Source organism: Mycobacteroides sp. H003 (assembly GCF_001440135.1).
Classification (GTDB): domain Bacteria; phylum Actinomycetota; class Actinomycetes; order Mycobacteriales; family Mycobacteriaceae; genus Mycobacterium; species Mycobacterium gwanakae.
The window spans coordinates 942,855-959,195 of record NZ_LJYL01000034.1 but is presented as its reverse complement, the minus strand read 5'-3'; the positions used below and the strand labels follow the sequence as shown (position 1 = coordinate 959,195).

The window sequence follows — 16,341 nt, the reverse complement described above, 5'->3', positions numbered from 1 at the left end:
GACCGGGTTGGATGTAGGCATGACCAACACCTCCGGTGATCTCGCCGCCAAGGCCGTTCTGCTGAAATCGTTTCACGTGCCGGGTGACCCGGTCTTCCTGCCGACGGTGTGGGATGCCTGGTCCGCGAAGCTCGCCGCCGATGCCGGATTTGCGGCGTTGACGGTGGGTTCGCATCCGCTCGCCGATTCGGTGGGCAAAGCCGATGCGGAGGGCATGTCATTTGAGGACGTGGTGGCACGGGTCTCGCAGATCACCGCCGCGGTCGACCTGCCGGTGTCCGTGGATATCGAGTCCGGCTATGCGCAGACGCCACAGCGGCTCATCGAGGGACTGATCGAGGCGGGTGCGGTCGGTCTGAACATCGAGGACTCGGTACATAGCGAAGGCGGCCGGATTCGTGAGCCGCAGGAGCACGCCGATCTTGTTGGGGCACTGCGGGTTGCGGCCGATGAGTCGGGCGTGCCGGTAGTGATCAACGCGCGGACGGACATCCTCCTGCGCCAAATCGGGGACGAATCGGACCGGGTGGATCGGGCCATCGCGCGGCTCACGCTCGCTGCAGAGGCGGGCGCCGACTCGCTGTACCCGGTAGGCCGTCATGATCCGGATGTGCAGCGACGCTTGACATCTGAGCTGCCGCTTCCGGTGAACGCGATCGCGCTGCCCGATGTGGATGATCCGGCCTCGTTTGGTCCGTTGGGTGTCGGGCGGATCAGTTTCGGACCGTTTTTGCAGCGCGCACTCTCGGCCCGGGCCGAGGAAATCCTGGCCCGCTGGCGTTAGACCGCCTCGGCCAAGACCGGGTGCACGGCCGCGACAAGTTGGGTCAGCAGCTCGGCCAGCCGTCGGTAGGCGTCCTCCCGGCCGCTGATCGCGCGGTACACCAAGCCGATCCGGCGGCCTGGTACCGGTGCCGCGAAGGTGGCGGTGGCCAGTCCGCCGCTGGCGGTCTCGGCGGTGACCGCGGTGCCCGGGATGAGCGTGACGCCGAGGCCACCCTCGACACACTGCACGGCAGTGGCCAGCGAGGCCGCACGGGTGTGTCCGAGATCGGGCCGCACCCCCGCGAGTTGGCATACCTCCAGAGCCTGATCGCGCAGGCAATGCCCCTCGTCCAGCAACAACAGCGGCATGTCCGCCAGATCAGCGGGCTCGACCTTCGTGCTGCCGGCAAGCGGATGTCCGGACGGCAAGGCAAGAACGAAATCTTCCCGGTACATGGGGATCTCCGCCATACCGGGAGTTTGCGCGGGCAGCGCCATGACCGCGACATCCAGGGACCCATCGGCCAGGGACCGCAGCAGCCGGCCGGTCTGGTCCTCGGTGACCCGCAAGGACATCTCCGGGAACTCACGGGACAGTCCGCTGAGCACCATGGGCAGCACATAGGGGGCCACCGTGGGAATCAAGCCGAGTCGCAGCGTCTGCGCAAACGGATCGCGTACCCCGCTTGCGGCCGAGGTGAATTCGTCGACCGCATCCAGCGCGCTGGTGGCCTTCTCCAGTAGCGCCTCGCCCTCCGGAGTGAGCAGCACCTTGCGGGTGTTGCGCTCGACGAGCCGCACCCCCAGCCCCTCTTCGAGCATGGACAGGGCCTGCGACAGCGAGGGCTGACTCACGCCGAGCTCGGCGGCGGCGCTTCCGAAGTGCCGCTTTCGTGCGATAGCCACGAAAGCGCGCATGCCGACCAGAGTCGGCTGATAACTACGATCGGACATACCTATCAATATAGTGCCAACAATCACGTTTTGTTTTTGAAAGATTTCCGGCACGATGGTGCCAGTAAGCATTCAGCGAATACGTGAAGGAGAATCGTGACTCTGCGGACCATCGGCGATGAATTCCCGGCCTACAACCTGACTGCGGTCATCGGCGGCGATCTGTCGAAGGTGAACGCCCAGCAGCCTGACGACTACTTCACCACCGTCACCAGCGAGGACCACCCCGGCAAGTGGCGCGTGATCTTCTTCTGGCCGAAGGACTTCACCTTCGTGTGCCCCACCGAGATCGCGGCCTTCGGTCGTCTGAACGACGAGTTCGCCGATCGCGACACCCAGGTGCTGGGCGCGTCGGTGGACAACGAGTTCGTGCACTTCCAGTGGCGGGCACAGCATGAGGACCTCAAGACCCTGCCGTTCCCGATCCTCAGCGATCTCAAGCGCGAGCTGGCCGAGGCGTCGGGCGTGCTGAACTCCGATGGTGTGGCCGACCGCGCCACCTTCATCGTCGACCCCGACAACATCATCCAGTTCGTCTCCGTCACCGCGGGTTCGGTGGGCCGCAACGTCGACGAGGTGCTCCGCGTGCTCGACGCGCTGCAGTCCGACGAGCTGTGCGCCTGCAACTGGCGCAAGGGTGACCCGACGATCGATGCGGGCGAGCTCATGAGCGCGGGCGTCTGACATGGGTATCGAAAACCTGAAAGAGGCGCTGCCCGAGTACGCCAAGGATCTCAAGCTCAACCTGGGTACGGTCGCCCGTGGCACCGTACTGTCGCCGGCCCAGCTCTGGGGCACTCTCGTCGCGACGGCGGCGGCCACCCGGAACGATCAGGTGTTCAAGGAGATTCGCGAAGAGGCTGCCACCGTGCTGTCGCCCGAGGCACTCGACGCCGCACTCGGCGCGGCCTCGATCATGGCGATGACCAACGTGTTCTACCGCGGGCGGGGCTTCCTCGATGGTGCCTATGACGACCTGCGCCCGGGTCTGCGGATGAACATCATCGGTAACCCCGGCGTCGACAAGGCAGAGTTCGAACTGTGGTCCTTCGCGGTGTCGACCATCAACGGCTGTCACTTCTGCGTCGGTTCGCACGAGAAGGTGCTACGTGAGGCCGGATTGACCCGCGAGCAGATTCTCGAGGCACTCAAGATCGCGGCGATCGTCTCGGGCGTCGCCCAGGCGCTGGCCACCGTGCCCGCGCTGGTCTAGGCACAAAGACATAAGGCCGCTTGCGTGTGACGCAAGCGGCCTTTGTCGTGCCGTCAGCTGTTACGAGTTATCAAGTGCCGCTATCGCGGACCGGGTGGTCAGTATTTTGGCGGTCCGCTCCGCGCACCAGGCGAGTGCCTGGTTGTGCCCCGTAGCGGTGTAGTCCGCCACGGCATCGGAGACGACGAATGCCTGAATATCGTTCTGGACCGCGTCGGCGGATGTCACGGTGATTCCGGAGAAGGCGTAGACGCCGACGATGATCAGCTGATCGCGGTGGGCGTTACGCAGAATCTCCAGAAGTTCAGAGCGGAAGAACTCGCTGTACTTCCATTTCGTCAGCACGGTATCTGTAGTCATCGGGGCTATGGGATCGACAATCGCGCGCTCGGCGTCGTCGTCCGGCATGCCCGGCCCATAGAGCTGGCCGAAGAGTCCTCGCTGCTCCGGTGTCATACCGCCGGGCTGCGCTGAGTAGAGCACGGGCACACCGCGGGCATGCGCGACGTCGAGCAGGCTCTTGATGTTCTTCAGCACGGTGGCGATGGGATCGGCATGCGGCGCATATGCCTTCACAAAATAGTGCTGCATATCGTGGACCAGCAGCACGGCGCGGTTCGTTTCCAGGGTCCACGGCGCGCTTTTCGCAGGTACATCAATGGTGCTGAACGGGTAGGCAATTGACCCGGTGGGACGGACGTCGGCAGTGGCGCTCCCGGATGTCGAGAGGCCCAGTGCGACGGCGGGCAATGCCACGGAGCTGGAACGGAGAAAGGTGCGTCTGCGCATCGATTCACTCCTTCTTGAAGAGTCAGGGACCTTCAAGAAACACTACGTGCCGCTGAGGCCGGGCTTCGCGGCGCGGGAGTGTATGCCTCACTCGGTCCAGACGTCCTCCACGTAGCGATCGGCCTCCACCAGGCCGGTAAGCCAGTTCCGCGCCTGAGGTTCGGTGGCGCCGGTGTGCTTTCGGTAGATATCCAAGAACGCCTCCCGGACGGCTGGGGCCATCTTGCCGCCGTCGCCACAGACATACACATGGGTCTGTTTGGCCGGATCGCCGAGCAGATCCCAGACGTCGTCCGCGTCGGCGGCAATCCGGTCTTGTACATACTTGATGCCGTTCTCGGATGCGCGAGAGAACGCCGGGCGCATGTGGACCACGCCCGACTGTTCGGCGGCCGCGAACTCGTCCCGGAACAGATAGTCGACTTCCGGATGCCGGACGCCGAAGAAGCAGAGTGCCGGAGCATACGACTCGCCGGCGCGCTGTGCGGCCAGCCGGTCACCGACAAATCCCCGGAACGGTGCGACTCCGGTACCGGCACTGACCAAGATGACATTGCGGGCGGGGTTGGCCCCGGCACGAAACGCCTGCCGGGCCTGATCGACCCGTGCCCGGATCTGTTGTCCTGGTGTGATGTTGGCGAGGTAGTTGGAGGCCACTCCTTGATAATCTCCGAACCCGGATCGGGCGGGGGCATCGAGCACGCTGACCACCAGCTCGACGATCCCCGGGCTCTGCCGGGCCGAGGAGGCTATCGAGTAGTGCCGTGGCGTCATCGGCTCGAACAGTTCAAGAAGTTCGGCGCGCGACAGCGTGGTGGCGGGAAACTCCATGAGGCACCCTGCGATACCGAGCGAGCGTGTCTCCGGATGCTCGGCGAGCGCCTCCAGCGCGGATCGTTCCGGTGGACAGGGGTTCGCGGCGGCCAGCCGGAGCAGCTGCGTTCTGGTGGTCGGCTTGCGCAGTTCGACGAAGTGGGTGAGTAGCTCGCGCACGCTTACTTCGCGGTCCAGCGCAATGGCCCGGCGGCTGTTGCGCCGGGTGTTGATGGAGATGCGCCGGTCCAGGATGAGGCCGAGCAACTCTCCGGCTTTGTCCACGACTTCGGGCTGGTTGTCCGCGAGGACGGTGAGGTGATCCCCGGTGTGGTACTCGACGTCGGCGGGTAATGCCACCCGTACCAGCCGCTTGGCCTGTCCCAGTGGGTTGTTGGCGCCGACCAGTTCCCGGTTCTCCAGAACGGTCATGGGTATTACCTCGAACCGGGCATCGATTGCCGCCGTCACCGGCCCGTCGATGGCGCGGAGTTCGTAAAGGGGACCCTCGAGGGTACCGCTGGGAGTATCCGCACTGGCGACCGTGCCCAGCGACGTCCAGAGTGCTTGCGAGAAGGACTCGACGCTGCCTGCGAAATCGCCGGAAGTGTCTGCCTCGCAACGGGAAACAATTGGCGTACCACCGAGCGCGGCCAGGCGTTCATCGATTTTTCGAGGCACCGCCTGGTACGTCTCGGGCCAGTTCCGGTCTCCGACGCCGAGTACCGCGTAGCGCAGCGCGCCGTCCGCACGCGCTTCTGCGCTATCGAGCCAGGTGAGGAACTGTCGGGCATCGTCGGTCGGTTGACCGTTGTAGGAGGAGGCGACGACCACCATGGCGCCCTCGCTGGGCAGGGCGTGTGTCGCTTCGTTCAGCGGGGCCACCGTCGTCCGGTAGCCGAGATCGGAAGCTTCCTCAGCCAGTTGGTGTGCCAGTGCCCGACAGGTGCCCAGGTTTGAGCCATGGAAGACGGTCAGCGCCGATCCGGGTACAGCGGTGACCGTCAGTTGCCGCGACTCCTGTGGTGTCGGGGTGGTCGTGGCTGCCGGCTCATGCTGGCGGTCCTGGGAAGTACGTCGCGCCAAGCCAATCCGAAAGCCCACCGGTTTCCGGATGAGATCACTTTGGGTTCGCAACTGGTAGTGCTCGGAGTCGATGAAGCGGTATCTGTGTACCAGTGTCGCTAGGGCCATCGTTGCCTCGTGCAGCGCGAACTGCCGTCCGATGCAGGATCGGGCTCCGGTGCCGAAAGGCTTGAACAGGTTCACCGGTCGCTTGGCGGATCGTTCCGGCGAGAACCGGTCTGGGTCGAAAGTCTCCACGTTGTCGCCCCATTGCGGCTGACGGTGCAGCGCGGTCGTGAGGACAGTGACTACTTCACCCTTGCGCACCGGGTAGCGCCCGGCGAGCAGGGTGTCTTCTGTTGCCATTCGGTCGAATTCACGGACCGGGGGCGAAAGCCTGAGTGTCTCGTCCACGATTTGACGGATGTAGCGGAGCTTGCCGATTTCGTCGAACGTGGGGCTGTGCTCGTCTCCTGGCCCGAACAGCGCGTCAACTTCGGCCTGAGCCCGGTGAAGCACGGCAGGGTTTTTGACCAGGCTGTAGAGCGCCGTCGGCATCACCGTGGAGGTGGTGTCCTGCCCGGCGATCAAGAACGTCAGGACCTGAGAATGAACGCTGCTCAGCTCCAGTGCCGGGGTCTGCGGGGTGCCGGGCGCGAGCATGAGTCCGAGCAGGTTCTCGTGCTCGTCCGCACCGTCGTCGTGCCGGGTGATGAGCTCATCGATGAAGGTGTGCAGCTTCTGCTGTTCGGCCGCGAACAGGTCGCTGTTCTCGCCTCCAGGAGCCAGCATCTGGTGCAGCGCGACGGCGAAGCTCGCCGGAATAGCCGCAAGTCCCTCCCGCTGGTAGGAGTCGAACCTCGCCCCGAACCCGGCTAGCCCGACCGTGTCCATGGCGAGCTTGCCCAGATCCTCGGCCACGTCCACAAGATGCTCGCCGGTGCTCGCATCCCACCGGGCAAGGAGCTGACGATTGATATCGAGCATGGCCGGGTGGTAGTTGCGTAGACCGCTGAAGCTGAAGCCGGGCAACAGAACATCGTGGGCCTTCTGCCAGTTCGGCTCGCCCGGGTAGGCGGTGAACAATCCGTCGCCCGCGAGTGGACGGAATCGGTCCAGCCGGTCGGTGATGCCCTTGATGAACCGGCTCTCGTCGCACAGCTCCTCGACCAGTGCCAGCGAGCACGCATACAGCCGGCGCGAAACTCCGAAATCGGCATAGAAGAGCGGTCCGAACTCCTCGACGAGGAGATCTGCGGGCAGCGCATAGGGGCGGCCCGGCACCGGGCCGGGTGGCAGTGGTCTTCCGTCGGCGCAGGGAATGCCTTCGATCTCCGGTGGACGTGCGGGTGAGGTGTACTCGCCCGGCTCCACCACGCGAATATCGCTGCTCATGCGCTCGTCGCCCTCCGCTCCTGCCGCTGTAGTCATTCGTCTACAGCATGGCCATCCACGACTGTACACATGTGGCTACAACCCACGCAATGTCGTGGTTTGGGGTGGTTTGATTGTTCTGCGTCAGGCCGTCGCGGCATGCAGGAACCAGCAAAACGGGGGTGCCTGCCTCCCGCTATGCGCTGGGCGCGCAGGTCGCGGAGGCGCCCGACGGTTCACTGCCCTGGCAGCGATTTCCCAACGCGGCGACCAGCCGCTGGACCACAGTCTCCGCCGCGCCGTCGGTGAGTTTGTCCTTGGCGTAGGTGGTGTGCGAGACGATGTCCCCGCCCTGCGGGTCGCAGAAGAAGTCTCCGGGGTTGCAGACGTCAATCACCTTGTGCAACAGGTCTTCCCGGATCGCGAGATTCACATCCACGCCGGGCGGGCGGATGTTCTTGGGATCCCCGAACAGCACAATCGACACGATGCGGTCCTCGAGCCCGGCGGGTAGGGGATTGGTGAAGGTGTAGGTACCCGGCGGTGTGTTACCCAGCAGCACATCGACCACCGCCGCACCCTGCGCGTACCCGCCGACGACGAATTTCATCTTCGGGCAGTCGGCGGCCGTCTTCTGGATGTGCTTGCTCAGATCGTCCGATCCCTTGCCGGCCTGGATGAAGTCGACACTCGCGGGATAGTCCACCCCATAGGTGGAGATGCTCATCCCCTTGGCGCCCTTCAGCTGTTTCTGGACCGCGTCGTTGAATGACTTACCGACGTCGCCCAGGCCTGCGGGCTCGTTGGTGCCACGCGCAAAGGCCAGGTCAATGTCAGTGCAGCTCGAGGCGTGCGCGGTCTGCGGGGATTGCAGCCCGTACCCGCCGAGCAGGATCAAGAAGGCAGTGGCGGCCGCTGCCGCGCGGCACATCGCAGTTCGCACGGCTTTCAAAATACCGACCGGCTCGATTGCCCGCCCAGTGCGACGGAGGACTCCTAGGAGGCCGGGACGGCCTGGGTTACGGATGACTTGTTTCCGCTCGCCACGCCGGCGGCAGCGTTCAGGGCCAGGATCAGCCCCTCGGAGATCTACGGTGACGCAGAGGTTTCGGGGCGGATGTTGGCTCACTTGCGTACGGTCGCCGAGCTGCATATACGTATTGCCCTGTCCTTGATTCTGACGCGGCAGACGGTGATAGGCCTGGAGACTCCGGAACAGGCGCGCCGGTTTGCGCTGGACTATCTGGCCCCGATGTTGGACTCGGGCGGCGATTCCTCGGTGTGAGGGCGATGTGACACGGCCCGATTAGTGATGTTGCTCTCACGGCGCTATGGTGCTGCGAAGCCGGTTCGAATATCGGGTCTGTAGCAAGCCGTTGCCCAGCTGTGGGGGCCGAACAGGCATGGTGACCCGTCCGGCGGTGTGGTCGGGGTGGAAGTTGCAGGCAATCAGTCGTGACTGACAGGCGCCTTAAGGCATTGCTCAGATAAGTTACCCTGTGCGTGGGCTCGGGGTTCCAACGCGAAAGACAAGGTGAAATGTCAAGAGAGTTGACCGACCTTGAGATGCTCAGCGAGTTGGAACCCGTTGCTGAAGCCAACCTTAACCGGCATTTGTCGGTGGCCACGGAGTGGCATCCGCACGACTACGTTCCCTGGGAACGCGGTCGTAATTTCGCGCAGATGGGCGGCGACGACTGGGACCCGGAGCAGTCACAGCTGAGCGAAGTTGCCAAGGCGGCGATGATCACCAATCTGCTTACCGAGGACAACCTGCCGTCCTACCACCGTCAGGCGGCCCAGTACTTCGGTCTCGATGGTGCCTGGGGAACCTGGGTGGGCCGCCGAGGAGAACCGGCACGGCATCGTCATTCGCGACTATCTGGTTGTGACGCGGGGAGTAGATCCGGTGGCGTTGGAGCGGGCGCGGATGGAACACATGACCGCGGGCTTCAATCCCACCGATGAGGAAGAGTCGGTACACAAGACCGACTTCCTGCTCTCGGTCGCGTACACCACGTTGCAGGAGCTGGCGACCCGCGTCAGCCACCGCAACACCGGCAAGGTGTGCGACGACCCCGTCGCGGACCGGATGCTGCAACGTGTCGCTGCCGACGAGAACCTGCACATGATCTTCTATCGCAATATGTGCAGTGCCGCACTGGATCTCGTGCCAGATCAGGCGTTGGAGGCGATTGCCGCGGTGATCGAGAACTTCCGCATGCCCGGACAGGGCATGCCGAACTTCCGTCGTAATGGTGTGCTGATGGCCAAACACGGCATTTACGACCCCCGCCAGCATCTCGAAGAGGTTGTTACGCCGAATCTACGGAAGTGGCGGATCTTCGATCGCAGTGATTTCAGTGCCAAGGGAGAGCAGCGACGCGAGCAGCTCGCCGCGTACGTGGAAGACCTTAAGCGCCAAGTCATTAAGTTCGAAGAGCAGCGCGACCGCATGCTGGCCCGTGAGGCGAAGAAAAAGGAAGCCCGCGCCGGATAGTGCGGACTTCCCTTCTCGGCCTGCCGATTACTTGGTGATCTCGATCTTCTGCGCCTCGGCGTTTGCGTAGGCGCCGGCGACCTTGACGGTCAGCACGCCCGCGTCGTAGCTCGCCGAGATCGCATCACCCGTCACATGGGTGGGCAATGTGAAGGTGCGACGGAACGTGCCGTAGCGGACCTCGCGCAGTACGCGTCCTTCCGTCTGTTCGGCGCGTGCGTCGCGGCGCTCACCGGACACCACCAACTTGCCGCGTTCCACCTCGACCGTGACGTCCTGGTCGACGTCGACGCCGGGCAGGTCCAGACGGACCAGGGCGTCATCGCCGTCCTTCACGACCTCGGCGGACGGAACGAAACCGGGGGTGGGCCAGCTGGTGGCAGGGCCGAAGGACTGACGTACCAGCGCGTCGAACTCGGCGAACGGGCTGCGGCGTGTCCAAACCAGATTGCTCATAGCGTGTCTCCTTCTATAGGGCCGGAATCTCAACCGGCCGTCACACGTACAAACTTGAGTGACTCGCGCTAAAGTTCCGTTTTCTGTACGCCGACGGCGAACGCGCGCGCGAGCTCATCGCCGCTGCGTGCCAGCCTCTGATTCCCAGTTTCGCCGGGTACCCTCGCCGGCGTGCCCGAGCAGCCCGCAGAGAATCAGAAGGCGTCAGCGCGCGTCGTGCTCCGGCACACCCTTGCCAGCGTCGGACCATCGCTCGGCACCTATTACCTGCTACGCACCTTTGGGCAACCCGAGATTCACGCGTTGATTGCTGCCACGGTGGTCGCCGCGATTCAGGTGTTGATCACGGTGGTCAAGAACCGCAAGTTCGACGTCCTGTCGGGCTTCCTGATGTTCAACTTCGGGCTGAGTCTGGTCATCGCGCTCATCACCTCTGATGCACGTATGGCCCAGGTATCCAACACGATTCCCGGCATCCTGCTATCGCTGTTTCTTATCGGAAGTGCGTTCATCGGCAAGCCCCTCACCGAACTGATGATCGCGAAGGCTCGGCCTGGGCGAATCGAAGAGATTGCAGCCGAACATCATTGGACTCCGGAGAACTTCCGTTCGTATCACCGGATGCATGTCCACGTGAGTTTGTGGTGCGGTGTCATCAGCCTGCTGCTGTCGGCAATATCGATCGTCATCATCTACAGCTTCTCGGTTGATATCGCCCAGGCGGTCAACCAAATCTTCTCCCTGGTGACGACAATGGGGCTGATCATCGGCATCATTGTGGTTATCCGGCGCTACCTCCAGCGCATGACGTACGACTCGCCCGCGGCCTGACGACCGGATACAGTCGCGCGGTGTCCCTGTCCACCGAGCAGCCCGAAACCGAGAGCGGGATCTCGCCCCGCCAGCTTTTGATCGAGGGGCTGCTCAATGTCGGACCCGCGCTATGCGCCTACTTCGGTCTGCGCCTGGCAGGCTTCTCGGAGCTGCACGCGCTGATGGCCGCCACCGCGGTATCGGCCGCCCAGGCGTTGGCGAAAATGGCGTGGAAGCGGGCCCTGGATCCGGTCTCATTGCTGGTGGTGCCGATCTTTGGCGTCAGCCTCGTCATGGCGTGGCTCACCCGCGACCCACGTTTGTCACAGGTCACTAATGAGGTGCCGGGCATGTTGCTGGCCACCTATTTTCTGGTCAGTGCGCTCATCGGCAAGCCACTGACTGAGCTGTTGGTCACGAAACTCTGGCCCGGCGGCGTGGAGAAACTGGCCGAGGAACAGGGCTGGACCGATGAGGACCAGCGCTCGTACCACCGGCTGCATGTTCTCGTCAGCTTCTGGTGCGGGATCTTCAGCCTGCTGTTCTGTGCCTTGATGGTGGTGATCATTTACAGCTTCTCCGTCGATGTGGTCCAGGCGGTGAACCCGGTGGTGTCGATGCTGACCACGGGGGGACTGATCGTGGGCGTCGTCGTTGCGATCCGGATGTACTTGCGCCGTAAGGAACGCGCCCTCGCTGGCAGGTAGCCCCGCTTTCTCAGGCTCTCTTAGATTGCGTCGGTACCGTCGCTGTGGTGAGTGGGTTGGGTAAGGGTGCAGGGAAATTCACACTCGGACACGCTTTGGTCAGTGCCGCGCTCGGCCTGGGTACGTACTACGGGATGCGCCTGCTGGGTGCCTCGGAGTTGCATGCCCTGATGGCCGCGGCGGTGGTCTCGGCGCTGCGCGTCATCTACACGGCATTACGAGACAGGCGCTTCGACATCGTCGCGGGATTCATCATGCTGATGCACGGCGCGACGCTCGTGGTCGCCCTGCTGACCAGCTCACCACAGCTGGCTCAACTCACCCATGTGGTCCCGGTGGTGTTGTTCGGCCTGTTCTATATCGGTAGCTGTCTGACGAAACGGCCTCTCACCGAAGTCATCATCGACATGATCCGCCCGGGTTGGGTAGCACGTCATCACTGGGGCGATGCGGACTTGCGCGCCTATCACCGGATGCATGTGCGGCTCTGTGTGATCGTCGGCTCGCTGGAGTTGGTACAGGCCGCTGCGATGGCGGGGATCATCCTGCGGTATCCGGTGGACATCGCGCAGGTGGTCAACGGCCTACTGGCGACGGCCGGCAGTGCTGCACGGCTGGCGTTTGTGATCGCGGTGATCTGGGTGTTCCTGCGTCGCCGCGGACATCACCAGGCGTCGCCGCCGCGCCAATCACAGGTCAGTGAGCCGGAGGGGTCAACCCCGGAACTCATCGGCAGTACGTGCACGCCCTCATCCTCTGCGGGCACGATGCCGTCTGCGGTCGCGACGGGAGTGGTTCCGAGCCAGGGGACCCAGCCGCGCGCCCGATAGAACGGTGCGACCTCGTCATCGGCGCTCAACGCGCCCAGTTCATAGGCGCCACGCAAAACCTGTTCGGCCGCGTCCATGATTGCGCGCCCGAGCCCGTTGCCGCGCCAGTCGCTATCTACCGCAACGCCTTCCACGTATCCGGTGCGTATGGCCCGCCCTTGATGGAGCAGCCGGCGCTGGATCACTGCGGCGTGGGCGATGAGTGTGCCGTGGTACCAGATGAGCGCATGCATACCGCCCAGGCAATGTTCCCAGTCTTCCTCGGTGAACTCGCCCTCAAAGGCTTCGATCAGTAATTCCCTTGCCGCATGGCGTGTTTCGCTATCCAGATCGGCGGTGTGGATGAGTCGCGCGGTGTGGGTCCGGATGACGGGTACGGTCGGCATCGTAGACACGGGATGCTCCTAGCTGAGGCGCGGTCTTGACCAGCGGAACCGAACGGTTTGTCCTGGCCGCACCTGGGCGGCCAGGTCCACATCCTGATCGGTGATCACCCCGATGACAGGATAGCCGCCGGTCACCGGATGGTCAGGGCCCAGGATAACGGGCTGGCCGCCGGGTGGCACCTGGATTGCACCGCGGATCACGCCCTCGCTCGGCAGCTGCCTGGCGGGGTCGCGTAGCTCCAGAGGCTTACCGCTGAGCCGGGTGCCTACCCGGTCGCTGCGATCGGAGACGATCCAGCTGCCGTGTGTCAGCTCGTCGGGATCGACGAACCAGTCGTCACGCGGACCGGGCACCACCTTGAGTTCGACGATGTCATCGGACATGGTGGCCACCGGTGCTTGCTCGATCTCCGGGAAGGAAGGGGACCGTGGTCCGACCGGCAGCCTGTCCCCGGCCTGCAGCGGCTTGGGGCCGATGCCAGACAGGATGTCGAAGCTGCGCGAGCCCATCACCGGCGCCACGCTGACTCCACCGCGCACGGCCACGTAGCTACGCAGGCCACTGAGCGGTGCGCCGAGCGACACCACATCGCCATCTTGAACTTGGGTAATACTGTTGGTACCGAAGGGAATTCCATTGACGGACGGATCGGTGTCGGCACCGGTAACAGCCACCACCGCATCGCCACCGGAGACCCGAAATGACATGCCGCCCAGTGTCACCTCGATGGTCGCCAGATGGTCGGGGTTCGCCACCAACCGGTTGGCCAGCGAATGCGATTTGCGATCGGCTGCCCCGGAGCGTCCGACACCCATGGCCGCCTTGCCGACGCGGCCGAGGTCCTGAATCAGGGCGAGAGGGCCGGTGCGCATTACCTCAAGGGTGGGTCTCATTCGATCGTCCCCTGGGTTTGGACTTGGAACTGGACACGGGTACCGGGCGTCAGTAACGCAGGTGGGTTGCGGTCGAGATCCCAGATGACGGCGTCGGTGCTGCCGATCAGTTGCCAGCCGCCGGGAGATTCACGCGGGTAAATCCCACTGAACTCGCCGGCGAGTGCGACGGCCCCGGCAGGTACCTTGGTGCGCGGGTCGGCGCGGCGCGGGATGGCCAGACGCGTGTCCCCGCCCACGAGGTACGCGAATCCCGGTGCGAATCCGCAGAATCCGACGGTCCATACCGTTCCGGTGTGTGCCGCGATGACACCGTCTACACCGAGGCCCGTGTGTTCGGCAACCTCTTCGAGATCGAGACCGTCGTACCGGACCGGGATGGTCACCGGTGGTGAGGCGGTGCTCTCCGCCGTGCCCGACGGTGCCGTGCGTTGCGTCAGCCGGTGCCGCACTATGGCCTGGTCGGCCGGGCTGTCGAGCTTGAGAAGTACGGTCCGGGACGCGGGAACGATATCGGTGACGCCGTCGATAGGGTCGGCATTCAGCGCCGACGTCCACGCCAGCACTTCCTGCACGGATGTGCACTCGAGCAACAACGCCCGATCCCCGTGATCCCGCACCTTCAAATCCGTTGCGGTACTCATATTTCGACGGTACTCCCGTGGCCACGCCTAGGGGCGCATTTATCCGGCCTGTGTATAAGTCGGCTCGTGCTTCTTGATGTAGGCGATCACCCGATAGGTAATCGGCAGCATCACGATCTCCACCACCGACTTGAAGATCCAGCCCAGGGCCGTGTACGTCGCCAACTGGCCGAAGGTGTGAATGCCCAGCGCGGTGGCCGCGATGGAACAGAACACCAGTGAATCGGCGAACTCGCCGATAACCGTCGAACCCACCAGTCGCGCCCACAGGTGGCGTTCCTTGGAACGCTTCTTCATCCGCACCACCACGAGCGCGTTAAGTGTTTGTCCAACAAGATATCCCGCGAGTCCTGCCACCATGAGCGTGGTGATGCTGGTGACGATGGTGGAAAAGGCCTCCTGGTTGGGATAGAAGTCGGCGGGCGGCAGGATCTTGGCCGTCCACAACACCAGGCATGCCAGGAGCTCCATCGCGAACCCGAGCAGGATCACCCGGTTGGTGGCGCGATACCCGTAGACCTCACTGAGCACATCGCCGATCACATAGCTCAGCGGGAACAGCACAAACGCCCCGTCGGTGATCAGCGACCAATCGCCGACCACAGGGCCAAAGCCAATTGCCTTGGTGGCAGCCACGTTCGAGATGAGTACGACTCCGACAAAGACAGCCGACAGCAGCGGATAGTAGCTGCGGCCTACCTGGGCGAAGACCACATGATCCTGGGGGCTTGTCTCGACCTCGCTTGTCGCCATTCCGCGAAGTCTAGGGTGCGTGCTTGCAATGCGGCGCGGGTGGATTTGTCGCGCAGGGCGGAGGGCGGTTGGGCATGGTGGCGGCCGAGTAGATCAACAATGCCGCTGACGCGAGATACACGACGAAGCCGATGGTGAAGGCGCGAAGCCATTGCCTGCGGGGAAGCGCCAACGGCAGCGTGCCTGAGGCCAGCAGTCCGCAGGGCAGGGCGAGCACCATTCCGATGATCAGCCCGTAGCCGTGCGGGTCGGCGAACGGATTCGACGACAGCCGGGTCGACAACACCATGTATGCACCCAGTGCGAAGACACCAAGAGCTATGGCGCCGACGATGCCGCCGACTACGCGAATCACAACGTCAGCCCAATACGGCTGGGCCGGTCGGGCGGGTGGGTAGTTCATCACCCCAGTACTCGGGCCAGCTGGGGGACCAGGTTGTCCGCCACGTAGGTCAGACTCAGCGGCGAGCTGAAGTTGATGGCGCCGGCCAACTCCTTGCTGGTGAAAATGCTGCGGTTCAGCAGCGAGGAGCCCAGTTTGGTGATCACCGGGTCGGCCTGCAGCGCGGTGCTCTGTTCGTCGGATTCGGTGCCCCACAGCAGCACATCGGCCTGCCCGAGCACACTGGCAAGCTGATCGGCCGGAAGATGGGCGAGCTGGTCGGCCTTGCCGTAGCTGTCCAATTCGGCGGGAACAGCCAATCCGAGGGAGCTGAGGAATCCGGTGCGCGGTCCGGATCGACACGCGATGGCCTGTCCGTCGAGCAGTTCACCCTGCAGGTAGATGACCTTCTTATCCTTGAAGCTGGGGTGCGCAGACGTGGCCGAAGTGAATCTGCTGTCGACGGCCTGCACCACCGCGTCCATCCCCGACGGCTTGAATACGGACTGCCCGATGGCCTTGGCCTGGTCTTTCCACGGCTCGAAGAACGCGTACTTGCCCGACTGCGCGATGGTCGGTGCGATACCGGACAACTTGTTGTAGTTGTCCTGATCCAGCCCGGCGTTGGTGGCCAGGATGAGGTCGGGTTTCAGGGATGCGATCTTGTCGACCATCAGTCCGTCGGTAAGGGTGAGCACCTCGGGTGTGGCCGCGCCCAGGCGATCGGTAGCCCATGGCCAGGTGGCGAAGGGGAATCCTCCGTACCACTCGGTGACCGCGATAGGGACGATGCCCAGCGCCAGCAGGTAGTCATGCTCGGTGTACCCGGCACTGACGATGCGCTGCGGCGGAGTCTTGACTTCGGTGGTGCCGAACGCGTGCTTGATGACGGCGACACCGTTGCGCTCGGAAGTGGGAGGAGAGTCCTTGGTGCAGGCAGCCAGCGCGGTGCCCGCGGCGAGCGTGGCACCGGCAGCGAGAAACCCGCGGCGGGTCAATATCG

Annotated in this window: 17 protein-coding genes and 2 pseudogenes; 8 read left to right on the top strand and 11 right to left on the bottom strand. The window is 63.9% G+C overall.

The window, feature by feature from the left end:
* The first annotated feature begins 19 nt into the window (after positions 1-19).
* The gene (locus AOT87_RS24720) at positions 20-784 is read left to right on the top strand and encodes an isocitrate lyase/phosphoenolpyruvate mutase family protein (RefSeq protein WP_057968448.1); all 765 of its coding nucleotides are present in this window, start codon (positions 20-22) and stop codon (positions 782-784) included.
* Here the strand turns inward: AOT87_RS24720 and AOT87_RS24715 are convergent.
* A complete protein-coding gene (locus tag AOT87_RS24715) occupies positions 781-1,719 on the bottom strand; it encodes a hydrogen peroxide-inducible genes activator (protein ID WP_057968449.1) in 939 nt (312 codons plus the stop codon). The genes AOT87_RS24720 and AOT87_RS24715 overlap by 4 nt on opposite strands.
* 96 nt (positions 1,720-1,815) lie before the next feature.
* Here AOT87_RS24715 and AOT87_RS24710 point away from each other — a divergent pair, with 96 nt between their 5' ends.
* Both AOT87_RS24710 and AOT87_RS24705 read left to right on the top strand, forming a co-directional pair.
* Complete coding sequence (locus AOT87_RS24710; RefSeq protein WP_030097266.1) at positions 1,816-2,403, top strand: peroxiredoxin; 588 nt, start codon at positions 1,816-1,818, stop codon at positions 2,401-2,403.
* A gap of 1 nt (position 2,404) precedes the next feature.
* Complete coding sequence (locus AOT87_RS24705; RefSeq protein WP_057968450.1) at positions 2,405-2,932, top strand: alkyl hydroperoxide reductase; 528 nt, start codon at positions 2,405-2,407, stop codon at positions 2,930-2,932.
* A gap of 60 nt (positions 2,933-2,992) precedes the next feature.
* Here AOT87_RS24705 and AOT87_RS24700 read toward each other — a convergent pair whose 3' ends face one another.
* The 3 genes from AOT87_RS24700 to AOT87_RS24690 all read right to left on the bottom strand — a co-directional run bounded on the left by AOT87_RS24700 (position 2,993) and on the right by AOT87_RS24690 (position 7,904).
* The gene (locus tag AOT87_RS24700; RefSeq protein WP_057968451.1) at positions 2,993-3,721 is read right to left on the bottom strand and encodes an isochorismatase family protein; all 729 of its coding nucleotides are present in this window, start codon (positions 3,719-3,721) and stop codon (positions 2,993-2,995) included.
* 87 nt (positions 3,722-3,808) lie between these two features.
* Positions 3,809-7,030, bottom strand: coding sequence for a cytochrome P450 (locus tag AOT87_RS24695; RefSeq protein WP_234797231.1), 3,222 nt, complete (start codon positions 7,028-7,030; stop codon positions 3,809-3,811).
* Between the two features lie 139 nt (positions 7,031-7,169).
* A complete protein-coding gene (locus AOT87_RS24690; protein WP_057970129.1) occupies positions 7,170-7,904 on the bottom strand; it encodes a cutinase family protein in 735 nt (244 codons plus the stop codon).
* Between the two features lie 186 nt (positions 7,905-8,090).
* Between AOT87_RS24690 and AOT87_RS28900 the strand changes: the two genes are divergently transcribed.
* Positions 8,091-8,258 (top strand): hypothetical protein, encoded by a 168-nt coding sequence (locus tag AOT87_RS28900; RefSeq protein ID WP_157859033.1) that lies wholly within the window; start codon positions 8,091-8,093, stop codon positions 8,256-8,258.
* 254 nt (positions 8,259-8,512) lie between these two features.
* A pseudogene (locus AOT87_RS24680) lies at positions 8,513-9,473 on the top strand (acyl-ACP desaturase).
* A gap of 27 nt (positions 9,474-9,500) precedes the next feature.
* Here the strand turns inward: AOT87_RS24680 and AOT87_RS24675 are convergent.
* Positions 9,501-9,929 carry an Hsp20/alpha crystallin family protein gene (locus AOT87_RS24675; protein WP_030097258.1) on the bottom strand — a complete coding sequence of 143 codons (429 nt, stop codon included), beginning with the start codon at positions 9,927-9,929 and terminating at the stop codon, positions 9,501-9,503.
* Between the two features lie 171 nt (positions 9,930-10,100).
* Here AOT87_RS24675 and AOT87_RS24670 point away from each other — a divergent pair, with 171 nt between their 5' ends.
* The 3 genes and pseudogenes from AOT87_RS24670 to AOT87_RS29640 form a co-directional block, all read left to right on the top strand.
* Positions 10,101-10,760, top strand: a complete 660-nt coding sequence (locus AOT87_RS24670; RefSeq protein ID WP_057969111.1) for a VC0807 family protein — start codon at positions 10,101-10,103, stop codon at positions 10,758-10,760.
* A gap of 20 nt (positions 10,761-10,780) precedes the next feature.
* Positions 10,781-11,449, top strand: a complete 669-nt coding sequence (locus AOT87_RS24665) for a VC0807 family protein (protein WP_057969112.1) — start codon at positions 10,781-10,783, stop codon at positions 11,447-11,449.
* A gap of 44 nt (positions 11,450-11,493) precedes the next feature.
* A pseudogene (locus tag AOT87_RS29640) lies at positions 11,494-12,054 on the top strand (VC0807 family protein); the annotation flags it as partial.
* A 59-nt stretch (positions 12,055-12,113) separates the two neighbouring features.
* Here the strand turns inward: AOT87_RS29640 and AOT87_RS28105 are convergent.
* Genes AOT87_RS28105 through AOT87_RS24630 form a run of 6 tightly spaced genes read right to left on the bottom strand, consistent with a single transcriptional unit; the run spans position 12,114 to position 16,339 of the window.
* Complete coding sequence (locus AOT87_RS28105) at positions 12,114-12,665, bottom strand: GNAT family N-acetyltransferase (protein WP_070947394.1); 552 nt, start codon at positions 12,663-12,665, stop codon at positions 12,114-12,116.
* An 18-nt stretch (positions 12,666-12,683) separates the two neighbouring features.
* Positions 12,684-13,559: a 5-oxoprolinase/urea amidolyase family protein gene (locus AOT87_RS24650; RefSeq protein WP_057965457.1), complete on the bottom strand. Its 876-nt coding sequence runs from the start codon at positions 13,557-13,559 to the stop codon at positions 12,684-12,686.
* The gene (locus AOT87_RS24645; protein ID WP_057965456.1) at positions 13,556-14,203 is read right to left on the bottom strand and encodes an allophanate hydrolase subunit 1; all 648 of its coding nucleotides are present in this window, start codon (positions 14,201-14,203) and stop codon (positions 13,556-13,558) included. Before AOT87_RS24645 ends, AOT87_RS24650 begins: the two co-directional genes overlap by 4 nt.
* A gap of 39 nt (positions 14,204-14,242) precedes the next feature.
* On the bottom strand, positions 14,243-14,956 hold the full coding sequence (locus AOT87_RS24640) for a queuosine precursor transporter (protein ID WP_030097252.1): 714 nt from the start codon (positions 14,954-14,956) through the stop codon (positions 14,243-14,245).
* Between the two features lie 10 nt (positions 14,957-14,966).
* On the bottom strand, positions 14,967-15,359 hold the full coding sequence (locus tag AOT87_RS24635; RefSeq protein WP_030097251.1) for a hypothetical protein: 393 nt from the start codon (positions 15,357-15,359) through the stop codon (positions 14,967-14,969).
* Complete coding sequence (locus AOT87_RS24630) at positions 15,359-16,339, bottom strand: ABC transporter substrate-binding protein (RefSeq protein WP_081343266.1); 981 nt, start codon at positions 16,337-16,339, stop codon at positions 15,359-15,361. The genes AOT87_RS24635 and AOT87_RS24630 overlap by 1 nt, the downstream gene beginning before the upstream one ends.
* Positions 16,340-16,341: the final 2 nt, after the last annotated feature.

Excerpts from the sequence above, each read along its gene's own strand:
- AOT87_RS24720 (WP_057968448.1), top strand. The coding sequence starts at position 20 with ATGACCAACACCTCCGGTGATCTCGCCGCCAAGGCCGTTCTGCTGAAA.
- AOT87_RS24715 (WP_057968449.1), bottom strand. The coding sequence starts at position 1,719 with ATGTCCGATCGTAGTTATCAGCCGACTCTGGTCGGCATGCGCGCTTTC.
- AOT87_RS24705 (WP_057968450.1), top strand. The coding sequence starts at position 2,405 with ATGGGTATCGAAAACCTGAAAGAGGCGCTGCCCGAGTACGCCAAGGAT.
- AOT87_RS24700 (WP_057968451.1), bottom strand. The coding sequence starts at position 3,721 with ATGCGCAGACGCACCTTTCTCCGTTCCAGCTCCGTGGCATTGCCCGCC.
- AOT87_RS24695 (WP_234797231.1), bottom strand. The coding sequence starts at position 7,030 with ATGACTACAGCGGCAGGAGCGGAGGGCGACGAGCGCATGAGCAGCGAT.
- AOT87_RS24690 (WP_057970129.1), bottom strand. The coding sequence starts at position 7,904 with ATGTGCCGCGCGGCAGCGGCCGCCACTGCCTTCTTGATCCTGCTCGGC.
- AOT87_RS28900 (WP_157859033.1), top strand. The coding sequence starts at position 8,091 with ATGTTGGCTCACTTGCGTACGGTCGCCGAGCTGCATATACGTATTGCC.
- AOT87_RS24675 (WP_030097258.1), bottom strand. The coding sequence starts at position 9,929 with ATGAGCAATCTGGTTTGGACACGCCGCAGCCCGTTCGCCGAGTTCGAC.
- AOT87_RS28105 (WP_070947394.1), bottom strand. The coding sequence starts at position 12,665 with ATGCCGACCGTACCCGTCATCCGGACCCACACCGCGCGACTCATCCAC.
- AOT87_RS24650 (WP_057965457.1), bottom strand. The coding sequence starts at position 13,559 with ATGAGACCCACCCTTGAGGTAATGCGCACCGGCCCTCTCGCCCTGATT.
- AOT87_RS24645 (WP_057965456.1), bottom strand. The coding sequence starts at position 14,203 with ATGAGTACCGCAACGGATTTGAAGGTGCGGGATCACGGGGATCGGGCG.
- AOT87_RS24640 (WP_030097252.1), bottom strand. The coding sequence starts at position 14,956 with ATGGCGACAAGCGAGGTCGAGACAAGCCCCCAGGATCATGTGGTCTTC.
- AOT87_RS24635 (WP_030097251.1), bottom strand. The coding sequence starts at position 15,359 with ATGAACTACCCACCCGCCCGACCGGCCCAGCCGTATTGGGCTGACGTT.